Origin of the sequence: Pseudidiomarina insulisalsae (assembly GCF_003987065.1) — a bacterium.
Taxonomy (GTDB): Bacteria; Pseudomonadota; Gammaproteobacteria; order Enterobacterales; family Alteromonadaceae; genus Pseudidiomarina; species Pseudidiomarina insulisalsae.
Genome location: NZ_PIPY01000001.1, coordinates 308802 through 322884, shown reverse-complemented (window position 1 = coordinate 322884; position 14083 = coordinate 308802). Strand labels below are relative to the sequence as shown.

Sequence of the window (14083 nt, the reverse complement as noted above, 5' to 3'; positions counted from 1 at the left end):
TACAACGACTTCTAAAAGTTGATCGGGCGCAATTTCGTCAGTCAGTTTACGGATTGGCGTCAAAAAAAACGCTGATCCGGATCAATAAAAGGCTTCTGCGTTCACGTCAATGTCACACCAGAACGGAACATTGGTTGAGAGTGGATTTCGGTTGCAATAGCCGATAATTATGAACTGTGCTTAACTTAACCTCGGTAAAGGGGAGGTTTATTTATGGACCATGCATTTTGGCACCGGCGCTGGCAGAATCAGCAAATCGGCTTTCACCGCGACGCTTTTCATGAATTGCTGACCAGCTACTTTTCTAAGCTTGGCAGTAGTGGCCGCGTCTTTGTGCCGCTATGTGGCAAAACCAAAGACATGTTATGGCTGCTTGATCAGGGCTATCGGGTATTCGGTGTGGAAATCAGTGAACTGGCAGTGGAAACCTTTTTTCGTGAGAACCAGTTGCTGCCAAAAGTCACTAAGCGTGGCGCATTTAAAGAGTATGCGCTCGATGAGCTGGTCATCTGGGTCGGCGACGTGCTTGATTTAACTTCGGAAGATCTTGCCGACATTGACGCCTGGTACGATCGTGCGGCACTGGTCGCATTACCGGATCCGTTGCGTGCCCGCTATGTGGAGGTCATTAACCAACGGCTTCCCAGCGGCAGCAAGGGGCTACTTATTACCGTGGAGTACCCCTCAGGCTTACGCGAAGGACCACCATTTTCTGTGGCTGAAGAAGAAGTGAAAGAGCGCTTTGGTAAACGTTTTAAAATACGTCGTATGGCGCAAACTCAGGCGTTCGCGAAGCAAGATGCGATAGGCGCGAGCCCAATCACTGAGCAAGCGTATCTTCTCTTTGACTAAACCACTTTAGAGTAACGGGGCGCCACCGCCTCGTTATTCAGGTAGGCATCGAAGCAGGCACAGATACTTCTTACCCATAACCGGCCTTTATCCGTCACCTTAAGTTGGTGTTCACTTACTTCCACTAAACCGTCTTCAATGAAAGGGGCCAGCTTGCTTTCTGCGTCCGCGAAATAGTGCCAGAAATCGGCTAATTGCCACTGTTCACTGAATGCTTTGAGATCCAGTTGAAAGTGGCAGATGAATTGTGAAATAAGTGCCGCGCGCATGCGGTCATCGGCGCTTAAACTGAAGCCTTTAACCACCGGCAAGGTGTCTGCATCAAGCGCGTCATAATAATCGCTCAGGTCTTTGGCATTTTGCCATAAAATACCGTTGATCTGACTGATGGAGGAAGCACCTAACCCTAAGGTGCAGTCCTGACCGGCGGTGGTGTAGCCCTGAAAGTTTCGCTGCAGACGACCTTGCTGCTGCGCCAGAGCAAGTTCATCATCCTGTTTAGCAAAATGATCCATGCCAATAAACTGATAGCCAGCCGCACTGAAGCGGGTGATCGCAAGTTGCAGCAGCTCAAGCTTAACGGGCGCTGAAGGCAGCGAACTGTCAGAAATTTTACGCTGTCCGGCAAAACGTTGAGGTAAATGGGCGTAGCTGAACAGCGAGACCCGATCAGGCGCTAAATCAATCACTTGGTCAATGGAAGAGGCGAACGACTGTGGTTGCTGGTAAGGTAAGCCATAAATCAAGTCAAGATTCACCGAAGCAAAGCCAAGTGCACGGCTGAGCTGGATTTGATGCTTGATCAGGTCCGTATCCTGCACTCGGTTAATGGCAATCTGTACTCGTTCATCAAAGTCCTGAATACCATAGCTGACGCGGTTGAAGCCGAGCTGGCGCAGATGCCGCAGTTTCTCGTCCGAGCAACTGCGCGGGTCAATTTCGATGCTGAGTTCGGCTTCGGCGGAGATGCTAAAATGCTGCTGTAATAATTGCCACAGGCGCGTCAGCTGGTCCTCGGTCAGGAATGTGGGAGTTCCGCCGCCTAAATGAATCTGATTCACCTGGCGTTCGTCAATCAGCGGCTGGTACATGGCCATCTCTTTGGCGAGCCTGTCGAGGTAACGATCGGCTTTATGCTGATGGCGGGTAACGAGCTTATTACAGCCGCAGTAGTAGCAAAGCTTATGGCAAAACGGTAAGTGTAGATACAAGCTTAGAGTTGCAGGTGCCTGATGCAGCGTGTGGGCAACTGTTGCGGTGTCAAAGTCGGGGCGCAGCGCAAGCGCGGTCGGATACGACGTATAACGCGGACCGTTGATATTGTATTTGTTGATTAACGCCTGATCCCAGGTCACCGCAGACATATGAAGCTCCAGACAGCAGCAAGTGAAAGCACTCATTTTACGTGATTCAGCGCCTGAATTTGATACTCATAAAGGGTGGTTTATTTGATTCAGATCAAGGAATTTGCCGCGAGTGGCTGGAAGTGGTTGCCGATTTACTTGCGTTGGACTCGGTGCCACGCTTCAATAGGAGAAAAAGGTGCGCCATGATACAAATTACCGATCTTCAGGTTGAGCAAAAAATGTGGCCGTTATTGCGCCAGGCCTTTCGCCCTATGTTTTTACTTGGCGCGAGCTTCAGTGCCTTAGCAATGCTACTTTGGTTAGCGGTATTAAGTGGCTATCTTCAATTGCCGGTGTACGCCAATGTCATGTTCTGGCATAGCCATGAAATGCTATTTGGCTTTGTCGCTGCCATTGTGGTTGGCTTTTTGCTGACCGCGGTTCAGAACTGGACCGGCATGCGCGCCACTCACGGGCGTACCCTGGCAATACTGACTATGGTCTGGCTGCTCGGCAGGCTTGCGCTTTTATTTGGCGGCTTTTTACCTGTTTACGTGCTCATCATTATCGACTTACTTTTCTTGCCGCTGGCTGCGGTTTTGCTCTCCATACCGCTAATTGCAGTTCGTCAGCAGCGCAATTTGTTTTTTGTGCCGGTATTACTGTTATTGGCACTATGCAATGGTTTGATGTATTTCGGCTATGAAACCGGGCGCTTTGATATTCAGCGGCTTGGTAGTCAAAATGCGGTGCTGCTCATTGCCTTGCTGATAGCCATTGTGGGCGGTCGGGTTATTCCCATGTTTACTGCGAACGGCACTATGACCAAAAAAGTGCAGCCCATCCTTTGGTTGGATCGCCTTAGCCTGGGGTCATTGTGGCTGATCTTTACATTGCAGATAACGCAATTAAATGCCTGGTTTGCAGATGAGTTCATGGCTGTACTTTATACTGTTGCGGCATTATTACTGGCGGTGCGCTGTGCGCGCTGGAAGAGCTGGATTACTTGGCGTTTTCCCTTGTTATGGTCACTACATGTAGCTTACTGGTTTCTGCCAATCGGCCTTGTCTTGTACGCCTTGCACTATTTTCTTCCAGGATTAACCTTGAGTACTGCCACGCATGCGCTGACTGCAGGCGCTATGGGCTGTATGATTCTGGCCATGCTGGCGCGGGTATCTCTTGGTCATAGCGGTCGACCTTTACAACCAAAGCGTATGATGTCACTGGCCTTTTTACTGGTGATTATCGCTGCACTGTTGCGCGTTTTTGCGCCTTGGTGGCTGCAAGCTTACACCTTTAACTGGTATGTGTACGCGGGCCTCGCATGGTCACTGGCCTATCTGATTTATGTAGTGGTGTACCTACCCATTCTTACCAGGCCACGCGCTGACGGCCGGCCGGGCTGATAAGCCCTAACTCAGGAATTATCCTACTTGGGGATCTCTTCCGGGCGTAGAATCAGCCAGATAGCAACAGTTAGCATAATGCTGATCACACCCAGCTTTAAGGCCAGATGCACCGGGCTGAAGCTTAACATGGTGGCGCTACCTGTCATCATCGCAATGGCAATCACTTTGGCACGACGTTTGACTACGCCATATTCGCGCCAGGCCATAATCTGAGGGCCGTATTTAGGATGTGCCAAGAGCTTTGCTTCGAGGACAGGCCAACCTTTACCCCCAGCCCATGCTGCCACGAGCAGAAAAGGAACCGTGGGCATGATTGGCAAAAGTAAGCCGATTAAACCTAGCAGTAAAGCTAAAATAGCTAAAGTGCGCCAGATCAAAATGCGTAAAATAACTGTCATGTGGCTTGGGTAAGGCTCAACTGGCCAGGGCGCGTAAGCGCTCTGGGTCAGTAATTTCCACCAGTTTATTCTGCACCGCCAATACGCCTTCTTGCTGCAGCTGAGTAAGAATGCGACTGATCGTTTCTACCGATAAGCCCAGATAATTACCAATATCGGCACGGGTCATCGACAAACGAAACGAGCGACTGGAAAGTCCGCGCTGCTGAAAGCGATTCGACAAGGTCATAATAAAGTTCGCCAGTCGCTGCTGCGCAGTGTGATGGTTCAAAGTGCCAAGCAATGTCTTGCTGGCATGTAGCTCGCCACTCATCACCCGCAATAACTGCTTACGCAAGCCAGGTAATTCAGCCGACAGCTGATCCAGCGACTGCATTGGTATCTCACATAACATGGTGGTTTCCAGGGCCTGTGTGAAACTACGGTGCTGGCCATCAATCAGGCCGTCAAAACCGATCAAATCACCCGGTAAGTGAAAATCGATAATCTGCTCACTGCCATGGCTATCCAGACTATAGGACTTTAACGAACCCGAGCGCACAGCATAGAGAAACTTCAGAGGCTCACCATTTTCGATCAGTACATCGCGCTTTTGCAAAGGACGATGACGCTGAATAATGGTATCCAGTTTTTCTGTTTGCTCAGGGCTTAGCTGATAGGGCAAGCATAATGTCGCCATGCTGCAATTTTGGCAATGAATGTGAGAGGTCATCGTTTTCACCACGAATCGTTGATGTATGTCAAGCTGACTGCATGGGTGAGAGTATACGCCAGCTGGTGAAAAAGTGAATGGCTCCCGACGGAGTAGTTAACGACTTCCTATTTGGGAGTAGATCGGCTATAGCTAGAGCGGATGTTCAACTTATAACAAGCAAAACAACAGGAATACACACATGGAAACCATGGGAATTAATTACGCGGCGGTTGCCGTCGCCAGTTTAATGAACCTCGTACTTGGCGGCTTATGGTATTCGCCATTGCTGTTCGCTAAGGTCTGGGAGCGCAGTGCCGGCATGACCGAGGGCCAGTTAAAGCGTTTTAATCCGGCCAAGGTACTGACGCTGACACTGGTACTGTCGTGGGTGATCTGTCTGAATCTGGCGTTTTTCCTGGCCGCGCCGGGAACCGACTGGCAGTGGGGCATGACCGCAGGCTTTTTGGCCGGCTTTGGCTGGGCAGCGATGATTTTTATCGTCATCAGCTTATTTGAACAGCGTTCACTTGCGTACATGCTGGTGCATGCTGGTTATATTACGGTCTACTTTACTCTTGCCGGCCTGATTATCGGCGCCTGGCAATAATTGAGTACAAAAAAAGCGCCCGTAGATATTTACGGGCGCCCGACGCTTCAAGTCCTTTCAGGCTACTCGTCGCTTTCGGTTTTTGGTTTCAGGTTAGCGACCACTTCGCTGGCATCATAGCTGTATTTGCTGTCAGGCTGTGGCCCTGAACCTAGTTTGATATCAAGGGAGACCTGAATGTCACTATCGGTGCGGCCACCAACGTGGATTCCCGCATGGAATGCACTGCGCGGATAATAGCGTGTGTAACAACGAACCACGCTGCAATAAGTCACCATGTCACCCGGGGCCATATAATCGTAGCCGGTGCCATAGACGGTTTCTTTGTCGACCGAGGTGGAGCGGTGGGTAATGACAAACCAGTCGTAACCGTTATTAAGTGTTACCTCGCCGGCGCGCAGCAGCGCATAGTTCATTGCTGCGCCTTTATCGGTACCTCGCGCTTTAAATTCTACCTGGTAATTCGTTTCGGTGATTTTGGTTTCGTTGTAACCGTAGCCACCGTCTTCTGCCGGCCGATAATCGGGCTGAGTGGCACAAGCCGTAAGCAGCAAGCTACAAGCTAAAACACAGTTCATACGCGTTAGCATAAGCACTCCTTTCATGTTGGTACATGGTTTTGCAAGAGTGCTTATAACTGTAGACAAGAATGTTTGATTTTTCCTGCGGTTTACTTACTTTTAGGTACCAGATCCTGTTTTACCTGGCGTGCGTCGTAAGCATAATCGGGATCAGGTAACGCTCCGCTACCCACTCTGATATTCATCTGAATGCGCAAATCACGGCGTGCGTCATTGCCGATATTCAAGCCATCGCCAGCGTATTTACGCCGCGTTTCAATATTGCCGCACAGCGGTGAGTCACAGTTACCCGCCGCGCGAAGACTATAAGCGTCGCCTTGCTCCGGCGTATTCTCAATGGCTGTGACCTGATTGTCGGTCACGATAAACCAATCATAACCGTTCGCCAGCGTGACCTCGGCAGCGCGCGCAAGGGCAAAGTTCTGCGCGGTCAGCGAGTCAGTGCGGCGCGCTTTAAAAATAATCTGGTAGCGGTCATCGGCAAGCTGCTGTTCGCTGTAACCATAACCGTCCCCCACTGCAGGGCGATAAAGTGAGGTGGTTGAACACCCTGCTAGAACTGCGCAGAGCGCGACTAAAACGAGCAGTGACTTAAATGGATACATCAGATACCTCCAGCGTTATAACGTTATAGTAACTGATACAGTAAAAGTTTGCTTGAAGTTCATTTAACAGGATAAAACGAGGACGGCCATAGGGAACCGCTGATCGGCAGCGGTATTTATTGCAGTAGGGCTGGCGAGCCTTTGGTTGGGGAAATAGGCGCGCCAGCAAACAGCTTCGTTTACTTGGGTGGTCGGCCGCGACCCACCAGGCCTAAAACCACAGACAGCAGCAACAGAATAATGAAGATATAGAAAATAATCTTCGCGATTTCTGCAGCCGCACCGGCAATTCCGCTAAAGCCCAGAATTGCTGCGATAATTGCAATAACAAGAAAGATTAATGCCCAACGTAACATGCTATGCTCCTGTTCATGGGTTCTTCCTAAATAAAGTTTAAAACGGCAAAAAATTCAAGCTTATGACCAAATTACGTAACTATGACTGGCTGCTGTTTGACGCCGACGAAACGCTTTTTTCATTCGACGCTTTTACTGGACTCAAGAAAATGTTCAGAGGTTATGGCGTTGACTTTAACGAGCAGCATTATGATGACTATCAGGGCGTCAATAAGTCGCTTTGGGACGCTTATCAGGCGGGTAGTATTGATGCGCAGACCCTGCAGCATAAAAGATTTGCGCCCTGGGCGGCGGAGCTTGAGGTCAGCACCCAACAGTTGAACTCCGGATTTATGACCGCAATGGCTGAGATCTGCGAACCACTCAGTGGCGCCCGTTCATTACTTGAGCGGGGGCGGCAACATGCCCGTATTGGTATTATTACCAATGGCTTTGCCGAATTGCAGGAAGCGCGGCTGGCACAAACCGGGTTGCGTGAGTTGGTTGATTTGGTGGTGGTTTCTGAGCAAGTGGGGGTGGCGAAACCTGACCCTGCGATTTTTGAGCATGCGTTGTTACAGATGCAGCAGGCTAATCGTTCGCGGGTGCTAATGACCGGCGATAACCCGCATTCTGATGTGTTAGGTGCTCAGCGTAGTGGTCTGCACTCTTGTTGGCTAAACCAGCATGGCGCCGATTACCCACTGGCAATCCGGCCGCATTATGAAGTCGCTAGTCTGAGCGAGCTCGAAGCGTTACTCATCCGTAGTTAGTCACTGCGTTCCAGCAGTTCCCGCCCTTGCTTGACCAGCCAGCGGAATAACCGCAGTTCACTGGGAATGTAAAACAGATATTCGGGGTGCCACTGCACACCGATAATCGGATGATGCCCGGTGCTTTCAATGGCCTGCGGGATCTCATCCAGATCATGGGCCACAATGCGAAGGTTCTCGCCGACATCGTGGACCGCCTGATGATGCAGGCTGTTCACCCGTAACTTGCGCTTTTTCACCACCTTGCCAAGGTCGGCGTCCTTTCTCACAAATACCTGTTTGGTCGGTAATAGGCCCGGCCGGTTGTAAGTGCGCTTGCGTAGCTTGCGTATGTCATCGTACAAGTTGCCGCCATGGACGACATTTATGAGCTGCGCTCCGCGGCATATTCCTAATATCGGAATGTCATCACGCAGTGCTTTTTTGATCCAGCGAATTTCCAGTTCGTCACGGTCGGGGTCATGTTTGACTTTACCCTCCAGAGTGCCACCGTAGTGCTCTGGCGAAATATCGCTGCCACCACCGATAACAATGCCATGCAACGGCAGCCCTGAGGGACGGTGATTGACACTAATCCGCTCAATTTCAGCGCCGCACAACCATAAGGCCAGCCGGGTAGTCCACCAGCTGGGTGACCATTTTTTACCGGCACCGGTTACTCCGATGCGAGGTTTTCTTCGAGCCATGCAGAAACGTGCTCCACCCAGGGTTTACGTGCCACGCCCAGCATCGGACGGTCGGCGTCTAAAAAGTCTTGTGCAAGCTCAGCCAGCGCTTTGGGCCGCTGCACCAGACGCTCAATGGTGCAATAAATTCGCCATTCATCTGCCAGTGACCAGTCGGCATCGTCAATACGACAGTTTGGCAGGCGATAATGCAAGGTCGGTCGTGACTTGATCCGCCGGTCTGTTATTTTGCTGCGCACCCGCTCGTCATCGAGATGGCTGAATAGCGGTAGCATGTCAAAGGCCCTGTTACGGGTTGGATTGGCCTCGAGATAATCTTCGATCAAGTCACTGAGGTCATCCACTTCTTCGCTCAGCAGGTGGCGCACATAAGCTTCGGGGTACAGATCGATAAACGGGCTGAGCTTGCGCGTCGGGTTCACATGGTGCTGTTCGACCAACCACCACTGCAGCAACGCGTAAGCCTGCATATAGGCATGTATCGTCGCGCATTCAAGGTCAGGCAACTCGGGGTTGATATGGGTGCCGTATGCAGCGATGAATGAGTCGTCAGTACCCTTAGCCCCGGCTTCGCGTAACTCTTTTATGATGTCACTGAGAGGCGCAAGCGCGTCAATCGCTATGGGCGGGCATACCACTTCAATTGGTACCACAAGGCTCGCCGCCTGACTAAGTGAGTCAAGCCAGGCTTCATCGTTAGCATGGGCGCCCTGTTCTTCCGCTAGCCGTTGCAAAAACTCCCAGTCGATTTCGACCTTAAAGGAACCAAGGTCGGTGTCGACCTGCCAATGCGCCGAGCTTTTCGCAAAGGCAGAACCGTTCACGGCGCGGGCCACGGCTTCGGCACTGGAGGCCACATCAAGACTGGAAAACTCCAGCTCAAAGCCGACACGGCGAGCGCTACCGTTACTTTTGTTGCTTTCAGGAGGCTGTATAAAAGGTGTCATACCTTTAAGTTAAAGCAAATTGGGGCAAGAAGAAACGGCAGAATGCTGAAAAAACCATCAGCTGGCGCTAAAACCGCCATAAATCTACCTAAAGTTTACAAAACTCAGGTGAAAGGTTACATTGTGAAAACATTTTTGCCAGGTTTTAACTTTAACTAATTTAAATGAATCAAGGATTTAAGCGATGAAATCTATTCTTTATGCATCCGTACTTGCTGTTTCAGCAATGTTAGTCTTCCCTGCTAATGCGCAAGTAGGAGAGGATGTAGTGCGTTCCGATGACCGGGTCGAAGCGGCGTTAGAGAACTCTGAGTTTGCCTGGGAGATCGACGCTGATGGCGATTTTCGCTTGTTACTGGAATTTGATGACGATCGCTCACAGGTTTTATTTGTGAACAGCCATACTAATCAGCTGGGAGACATGGAAGTGCGTGAAGTCTGGGCGGTCGCAACTGCCAGCGAGGTTGGCTTCAATGCGGAAACCATGGAGCAGCTGCTGCGCCAATCGGCCAAGGTTAAACTCGGTGGCTGGTCAATTCAGGAGATGGGCGATCAGCAACTGGCCATTTTCCGCGCCCAGGTTTCCGCGAATGCCGCCGCCGATGCATTAAACACCACCATTATCGCGGTCGCAACGACCGCCGATGAAATGGAAAAAGAGCTACTGGGCACCGACGAGTTTTAACAGTAGCTCTTGAGATAGTGCGGCGTCGGGCGCTTTAGAAGACGTAAATAAACCCGATGCCGACTTCGGTCTCGTAGTTACTGCGAGCAATGGGACTATCACGGACCTCACTGCTGTAATATTCAAATAACGCTTCGCCAAAAATCTGCCAATTCTCATTAATGTAATGGCGATAGTTGTAGTCAATACCAACAGAGCGTAATCCACCACTGAGTCGTGTCTCAGCTAAGCCAGATGCAGCGGATTGGGCTGGGGTGATACCAAAACCTCTGTTGGCGTACTCGCTGTCGTGGAAAACCGCAACCAGATTCACTTCAGAACCGCTACCGTCCATTTGCTCACCAAAGCGGCGGCCGACCCCAAACAAACCAAGGGTTCCGTCACCTCCGGTAACAACACGACCGACCAGCCAATGGCGCCAGTCGGCATCGAAGGCGCGACGCGCTTGCAGTACGACTTCAGCGCTCTCATCTTGATCACCAAGGCCATCCAGATGACCTTCGTCGGAATCAGCTTCTTCACGCCCCTCATCAAAGGCGACGGCGGCATCGAATAGCCAGGTATCCGAGCGCAGCCCACGCCAACCCAGCGCTTCCCCTGCCCAATAGAAAACATCATCACCCCGGCGCCATTGTACCGCTCCGGCAGGGCCGACCTCGAAGCCGAATTCATCTGAGCCTTCGTAGGCTGTCTCGTATTCAAGACTCAGACCCAGCCCAACGCCCCAGCCATCTTGACCCTTGGTAAAGTCCTGCACCGAAGGTAACGGTACCAAAGCTGTTTCTTGATCTTGGGCGAATGCTGATTGCATGAAAAAAGAAGGTAGGAACACAGAAAGCAGTAAACCAATAAACTTTTTCATTGAGACTCTCCCGACGTCGGTGTCGATAGCGAACCATTGTTCGGAGTAAACGTACGCAGGGCGTGAACAGATCACACCCAACCGCTTCAGATTTTTAGTATAGAAGAGCCATGACTGGTTTGCTTAACTGAGACTTTCCGCGCAGGCGTGGGCGCTGGCCCATGCCCATTGGAAGTTATAGCCGCCCAGCCAGCCGGTCACGTCCACCACTTCGCCAATGAAGAACAGACCCGGCTGTAGCTTACTGGCCATGGTTTTCGAGCTTAACTGGTCGGTATCCACGCCGCCGAGGGTGACTTCGGCAGTACGATAGCCTTCGGTGCCGTTAGGTTTGACGGGCCAGTTTTGCAATTGGCTGGCGACATTTTCTAACAGCGCGTTGCTACAGTCAGCCAAATTACGGTCAGGCCACCCTTGCTGATCTGCAAAGGTCAGCGCAAAGCGCTTTGGGAACCATTGCTGGAGCGCGGTGCGCAGACTCTGCCGGGGGTGGTGTTGCTTCAAACGCTGTAACTCGGTCAGGGCGTCACGACCGGGCAGCAGATCAACATAAAAGGTTTCACCGGGCTGCCAATAGGAGGAGATTTGCAGCATTGCCGGGCCGCTCAGGCCACGGTGAGTGAATAACATGGCCTCTTTGAAGCTGGCGCGCTCGTTAGTCGCCACCACATCGAGCGATAAGCCTGAGAGTTCACTGTAGGCTTGCTTCTGTTGTTCATGCAGCGTAAAGGGCACCAGGCCCGCGCGCACCGGCAAAATAGTATGACCAAATTGCTCAGCCAATTGATAACCCAGCGGCGTTGCGCCGAGCTTGGGCATCGACAGGCCGCCACAGGCCACGACCAACTGGGGTGCTTGTAGGCTGCCTTGTGAGGTTTGCACGCGGTACTGCTCAGCCTCATAGGTAACCGATTCTATATCGGTGCGTAACTGAACTTTTGCACCGTACTGCGCGCACTCGTCCAATAGCATATGGACAATGGCTTTGGCGCTGTCATCACAGAATAGTTGGCCGAGCGTTTTTTCGTGATAGGCAATACCGTGCTTTTCGACCAAGGCGATAAAGTCCCACTGGGTGTAACGACTGAGCGCTGACTTACAAAAATGTGGGTTGTTCGACAGGTAATTCTCGGGACTGGCGTAGAGATTGGTGAAATTACAGCGTCCACCGCCGGAAATCAGAATCTTCTTGCCCGCCTGTTTGGCATGATCTACCAGCATGACTTTCAGGCCTTTGGCTGCGGCTTGCCAGGCGCAATGCAAACCTGCTGCGCCGGCACCAATAATAATTACGTCGTAGTGCTGAACAGAACTCATGACTGCCTGCTGAGGTAAATGTCAAAGCGATGCTTTTTGCTGATCACCTGATGATCAGGTCGGCGGCCGGCCAAGAAGTCGGCATGGAGTGGGCGTTTTACCACGACGCGGCGGCGCGCCACGCGACAGGCGGGTGCGAGCAGCGCATCGGCGTCGGCGTCACTGCCAACCAGCTGCTGAAACATTTGCATGTCTTTTTTCACGGTCGCTTTTTGCTTGCGGTCGCCTTTAGGATACATGGGGTCAAGATAGACCACATCAAAACTGTCCGCGGCGAAGTCGCCAAGCGCCCGCGCCGGAGCAAGCTGTAGCCGTTGCTGATACTCAGGTTGCGCGGCGTGCAGGCGTTGCAGGGCATCGTCAAGCAGGGCACGCACCAGTGGCTGGCGCTCGTTCAAGGTTACCTTCGCGCCTAATTGCACTAATACCCAGGCGTCACGGGCAAGACCTGCGGTCGCGTCCAGCACGGTGACCGGGCGGCTGATCATACAGGCGCGAGCAATGGCTTCGTCTTTTTTATTGGCCTGTTGGCCACGGTAGGCTTGCTTACCACTTAAAAAATCAACGGTCAGCGGTTTCATTTCGGGGTGTTCATGCCAGCTTAAACCCAGCCCGGCATCGGTCACGACTAAGGAAAATGATGGCGCGGGGCTCATCAGTCGCGCTCCATATCGACGTGCGGAATATCGTCTTCAAGATATTCGTCGCTGATTTCCTTAAAGCCAAAACTCTGGTAAAAAGCGCGCAGGTAGACCTGTGCTCCAAGCCGAATGGGCGCATCAGCAGCTTGTGTCTGACACCACTCAATCGCGCGGCGCATCAGTTCTTGACCAAGCCCCTGGCGACGAACCTTGCCGGCGCTGATGACGCGGCCGATACGACTATAGGGCTGCGCGGTTGTAGGTAAAAACAAACGGGCATAGGCAACGATGTGTTGTTGCTGGTCGCGGCCGATCAGGTGAAACGCCTGATCGTCAAGACCGTCCGCGTCAAGGTACGGACAGGTTTGTTCAACCACGAAAACCTCCTGACGCAACTGCAGCAGGTCATAGAGTTCTTTTGTGGTTAGGTCGGCGAAGGCTTTCACTTGCCAATCAACATTCTGACTCATCGGGCAACCTTTCGTTTAACTTGGGCCAGAGAAATCACGTTACTTGCGGCAACGCTCGGCGTGTATAAAGCCAGTAGCTCCGCAACCTTGGTGCGGCCATCGGCTTTGGGGCTGATAAAACGCGCGACCTGCAAGGTCTTTAAGTCTGCGTCGGCATAAAGTAAGCGGGTCAGATCAGTGTCATGATTGCTGATCAAGACCGGAATGCCGCGTTTATGTGCGGCGTGGGCCGCGCGGCGGGCCAGCTCATGTTGTTGATCAAGGCTAAAGCCGGCGGTAGCATAACTGGTAAAGTTCGCGGTTGCGGTAAGCGGAGCGTAAGGCGGATCGCAGTACACCACATCACCTTTGCGGGCGCGGCGGAAGACTTTTTCAAAACTCATACAGGTAAATACTGCCCGCTGCGCTTTTTCGGCGAAGATCTCAATTTCCGCCTGCGGGAAATAGGGCTTACGGTACTGACCAAAGGGCACATTGAATTGTCCCGAGCGGTTATAACGGCATAGACCGTTGTAGCCATGTCGGTTCAGGTAAAGAAACAGCAACGCGCGCACGTAATCGTCCTGGCTGCGATTAAAGCTCTTACGCAAGGCATAATAAGCCTGATCTGAGTTAGTGCTGTCAGCAAACAGCTTACGGGCGTCGTTAATAAAGGTCTGCGGACGCCGTTTGATGATTTTAAACAGACTGATGAGATCAGGATTGACGTCGTTCAGCACGTAGCTGGGGTAGTCGGTATTCAGAAATACCGAGCCGGCCCCGACAAAAGGCTCCACCAGCTTATTGCCTTCAGGTAGCAGGGCCGTGATAGGTTCGATGAGGTTGTATTTGCCGCCCGCCCATTTCAGAAAGGCGCGATTCTTTTTCTTCAC

The 14083-nt window shown here is 51.8% G+C and carries 18 protein-coding genes; 5 read left to right on the top strand and 13 right to left on the bottom strand.

Going from position 1 to position 14083, the window contains the following annotated elements; all coding sequences use genetic code 11:
• The first annotated feature begins 213 nt into the window (after positions 1-213).
• Complete coding sequence (locus CWI71_RS01425; RefSeq protein ID WP_126753469.1) at positions 214-852, top strand: thiopurine S-methyltransferase; 639 nt, start codon at positions 214-216, stop codon at positions 850-852.
• On the opposite strand, the gene hemN is transcribed toward CWI71_RS01425, so the two are convergent.
• Complete coding sequence (gene hemN / locus CWI71_RS01420; RefSeq protein ID WP_126753468.1) at positions 849-2216, bottom strand: oxygen-independent coproporphyrinogen III oxidase; 1368 nt, start codon at positions 2214-2216, stop codon at positions 849-851. The genes CWI71_RS01425 and hemN overlap by 4 nt on opposite strands.
• Positions 2217-2401: 185 nt before the next feature.
• Between hemN and CWI71_RS01415 the strand changes: the two genes are divergently transcribed.
• Complete coding sequence (locus CWI71_RS01415; RefSeq protein WP_198678704.1) at positions 2402-3607, top strand: NnrS family protein; 1206 nt, start codon at positions 2402-2404, stop codon at positions 3605-3607.
• Between the two features lie 23 nt (positions 3608-3630).
• On the opposite strand, the gene CWI71_RS01410 is transcribed toward CWI71_RS01415, so the two are convergent.
• Positions 3631-4008 carry a YbaN family protein gene (locus CWI71_RS01410; RefSeq protein ID WP_126753467.1) on the bottom strand — a complete coding sequence of 126 codons (378 nt, stop codon included), beginning with the start codon at positions 4006-4008 and terminating at the stop codon, positions 3631-3633.
• Positions 4009-4024: 16 nt separating this feature from the next.
• Positions 4025-4720, bottom strand: a complete 696-nt coding sequence (gene fnr / locus CWI71_RS01405; protein ID WP_126753466.1) for a fumarate/nitrate reduction transcriptional regulator Fnr — start codon at positions 4718-4720, stop codon at positions 4025-4027.
• A 181-nt stretch (positions 4721-4901) separates the two neighbouring features.
• On the opposite strand from fnr, the gene CWI71_RS01400 reads away from it, so the two are divergent.
• Positions 4902-5309 carry a DUF1761 domain-containing protein gene (locus CWI71_RS01400; RefSeq protein ID WP_126753465.1) on the top strand — a complete coding sequence of 136 codons (408 nt, stop codon included), beginning with the start codon at positions 4902-4904 and terminating at the stop codon, positions 5307-5309.
• A 62-nt stretch (positions 5310-5371) separates the two neighbouring features.
• On the opposite strand, the gene CWI71_RS01395 is transcribed toward CWI71_RS01400, so the two are convergent.
• The 3 genes from CWI71_RS01395 to CWI71_RS01385 all read right to left on the bottom strand — a co-directional run bounded on the left by CWI71_RS01395 (position 5372) and on the right by CWI71_RS01385 (position 6851).
• The gene (locus CWI71_RS01395) at positions 5372-5899 is read right to left on the bottom strand and encodes a CC0125/CC1285 family lipoprotein (protein ID WP_126753464.1); all 528 of its coding nucleotides are present in this window, start codon (positions 5897-5899) and stop codon (positions 5372-5374) included.
• A gap of 80 nt (positions 5900-5979) precedes the next feature.
• On the bottom strand, positions 5980-6495 hold the full coding sequence (locus tag CWI71_RS01390; RefSeq protein WP_126753463.1) for a CC0125/CC1285 family lipoprotein: 516 nt from the start codon (positions 6493-6495) through the stop codon (positions 5980-5982).
• 179 nt (positions 6496-6674) lie between these two features.
• Complete coding sequence (locus tag CWI71_RS01385) at positions 6675-6851, bottom strand: DUF1328 family protein (RefSeq protein WP_126753462.1); 177 nt, start codon at positions 6849-6851, stop codon at positions 6675-6677.
• Between the two features lie 62 nt (positions 6852-6913).
• Here CWI71_RS01385 and yjjG point away from each other — a divergent pair, with 62 nt between their 5' ends.
• The gene (gene yjjG, locus CWI71_RS01380) at positions 6914-7603 is read left to right on the top strand and encodes a pyrimidine 5'-nucleotidase (protein ID WP_126753461.1); all 690 of its coding nucleotides are present in this window, start codon (positions 6914-6916) and stop codon (positions 7601-7603) included.
• On the opposite strand, the gene CWI71_RS01375 is transcribed toward yjjG, so the two are convergent.
• Positions 7600-8289, bottom strand: coding sequence for a gamma-glutamyl-gamma-aminobutyrate hydrolase family protein (locus CWI71_RS01375; protein WP_126753460.1), 690 nt, complete (start codon positions 8287-8289; stop codon positions 7600-7602). The genes yjjG and CWI71_RS01375 overlap by 4 nt on opposite strands.
• Positions 8259-9236: an amidoligase family protein gene (locus CWI71_RS01370; protein WP_126753459.1), complete on the bottom strand. Its 978-nt coding sequence runs from the start codon at positions 9234-9236 to the stop codon at positions 8259-8261. The genes CWI71_RS01375 and CWI71_RS01370 overlap by 31 nt, the downstream gene beginning before the upstream one ends.
• A gap of 184 nt (positions 9237-9420) precedes the next feature.
• Between CWI71_RS01370 and CWI71_RS01365 the strand changes: the two genes are divergently transcribed.
• Positions 9421-9921: a hypothetical protein gene (locus CWI71_RS01365; RefSeq protein WP_126753457.1), complete on the top strand. Its 501-nt coding sequence runs from the start codon at positions 9421-9423 to the stop codon at positions 9919-9921.
• A gap of 34 nt (positions 9922-9955) precedes the next feature.
• On the opposite strand, the gene CWI71_RS01360 is transcribed toward CWI71_RS01365, so the two are convergent.
• From CWI71_RS01360 to CWI71_RS01340, 5 genes are all read right to left on the bottom strand, one after another.
• Positions 9956-10783, bottom strand: a complete 828-nt coding sequence (locus tag CWI71_RS01360) for a MipA/OmpV family protein (RefSeq protein ID WP_126753455.1) — start codon at positions 10781-10783, stop codon at positions 9956-9958.
• A 123-nt stretch (positions 10784-10906) separates the two neighbouring features.
• Positions 10907-12100 (bottom strand): BaiN/RdsA family NAD(P)/FAD-dependent oxidoreductase, encoded by a 1194-nt coding sequence (locus tag CWI71_RS01355; protein WP_126753453.1) that lies wholly within the window; start codon positions 12098-12100, stop codon positions 10907-10909.
• Positions 12097-12756, bottom strand: a complete 660-nt coding sequence (locus CWI71_RS01350; protein WP_126753452.1) for a class I SAM-dependent methyltransferase — start codon at positions 12754-12756, stop codon at positions 12097-12099. The genes CWI71_RS01355 and CWI71_RS01350 overlap by 4 nt, the downstream gene beginning before the upstream one ends.
• A complete protein-coding gene (locus tag CWI71_RS01345; RefSeq protein ID WP_126753450.1) occupies positions 12756-13211 on the bottom strand; it encodes a GNAT family N-acetyltransferase in 456 nt (151 codons plus the stop codon). Before CWI71_RS01345 ends, CWI71_RS01350 begins: the two co-directional genes overlap by 1 nt.
• Positions 13208-14083 carry a Dam family site-specific DNA-(adenine-N6)-methyltransferase gene (locus CWI71_RS01340; protein WP_126753449.1) on the bottom strand — a complete coding sequence of 292 codons (876 nt, stop codon included), beginning with the start codon at positions 14081-14083 and terminating at the stop codon, positions 13208-13210. The genes CWI71_RS01345 and CWI71_RS01340 overlap by 4 nt, the downstream gene beginning before the upstream one ends.

Coding starts and splice junctions, on each gene's coding strand:
- CWI71_RS01425 (WP_126753469.1), top strand. CDS start 214: ATGGACCATGCATTTTGGCACCGGCGCTGGCAGAATCAGCAAATCGGC.
- CWI71_RS01415 (WP_198678704.1), top strand. CDS start 2,402: ATGATACAAATTACCGATCTTCAGGTTGAGCAAAAAATGTGGCCGTTA.
- CWI71_RS01360 (WP_126753455.1), bottom strand. CDS start 10,783: ATGAAAAAGTTTATTGGTTTACTGCTTTCTGTGTTCCTACCTTCTTTT.
- hemN (WP_126753468.1), bottom strand. CDS start 2,216: ATGTCTGCGGTGACCTGGGATCAGGCGTTAATCAACAAATACAATATC.
- CWI71_RS01350 (WP_126753452.1), bottom strand. CDS start 12,756: ATGAGCCCCGCGCCATCATTTTCCTTAGTCGTGACCGATGCCGGGCTG.
- CWI71_RS01400 (WP_126753465.1), top strand. CDS start 4,902: ATGGAAACCATGGGAATTAATTACGCGGCGGTTGCCGTCGCCAGTTTA.
- CWI71_RS01365 (WP_126753457.1), top strand. CDS start 9,421: ATGAAATCTATTCTTTATGCATCCGTACTTGCTGTTTCAGCAATGTTA.
- CWI71_RS01355 (WP_126753453.1), bottom strand. CDS start 12,100: ATGAGTTCTGTTCAGCACTACGACGTAATTATTATTGGTGCCGGCGCA.
- fnr (WP_126753466.1), bottom strand. CDS start 4,720: ATGACCTCTCACATTCATTGCCAAAATTGCAGCATGGCGACATTATGC.
- CWI71_RS01385 (WP_126753462.1), bottom strand. CDS start 6,851: ATGTTACGTTGGGCATTAATCTTTCTTGTTATTGCAATTATCGCAGCA.
- CWI71_RS01375 (WP_126753460.1), bottom strand. CDS start 8,289: ATGGCTCGAAGAAAACCTCGCATCGGAGTAACCGGTGCCGGTAAAAAA.
- CWI71_RS01410 (WP_126753467.1), bottom strand. CDS start 4,008: ATGACAGTTATTTTACGCATTTTGATCTGGCGCACTTTAGCTATTTTA.
- CWI71_RS01390 (WP_126753463.1), bottom strand. CDS start 6,495: ATGTATCCATTTAAGTCACTGCTCGTTTTAGTCGCGCTCTGCGCAGTT.
- CWI71_RS01370 (WP_126753459.1), bottom strand. CDS start 9,236: ATGACACCTTTTATACAGCCTCCTGAAAGCAACAAAAGTAACGGTAGC.
- CWI71_RS01345 (WP_126753450.1), bottom strand. CDS start 13,211: ATGAGTCAGAATGTTGATTGGCAAGTGAAAGCCTTCGCCGACCTAACC.
- CWI71_RS01395 (WP_126753464.1), bottom strand. CDS start 5,899: ATGCTAACGCGTATGAACTGTGTTTTAGCTTGTAGCTTGCTGCTTACG.
- yjjG (WP_126753461.1), top strand. CDS start 6,914: ATGACCAAATTACGTAACTATGACTGGCTGCTGTTTGACGCCGACGAA.